Source organism: Paraburkholderia sp. SIMBA_054 (genome assembly GCF_046534875.1).
GTDB classification, from domain to species: Bacteria; Pseudomonadota; Gammaproteobacteria; order Burkholderiales; family Burkholderiaceae; genus Paraburkholderia; species Paraburkholderia hospita.
Genome location: NZ_JAWRXV010000634.1, coordinates 1 through 278, shown reverse-complemented (window position 1 = coordinate 278; position 278 = coordinate 1). Strand labels below are relative to the sequence as shown.

At 63.3% G+C, this 278-nt stretch carries 1 pseudogene; it reads left to right on the top strand.

The features are described 5' to 3' along the window. A pseudogene (glmM, locus tag SB822_RS56625) lies at positions 1-278 on the top strand (phosphoglucosamine mutase); the annotation flags it as partial.

Sequence of the window (278 nt, the reverse complement as noted above, 5' to 3'; positions counted from 1 at the left end):
GGGCATCGCCTATCTGACGCGCGCGTTGCGGCTCGCGGCCGGCGTGGTGATCAGCGCGTCGCACAATCCGTATTACGATAACGGCATCAAATTCTTTTCCGCCGACGGCAACAAGTTGCCCGACGAGGTGGAATCGCAGATCGAAGAGCACCTGGAACTGCCGCTCGCCTGTGCTGCGTCCGAGCAGCTCGGCAAGGCGCGGCGTCTTGACGACGCCGCCGGCCGCTACATCGAGTTCTGCAAAAGCACGTTTCCCGCGGCGTTCGATTTGCGGGGAC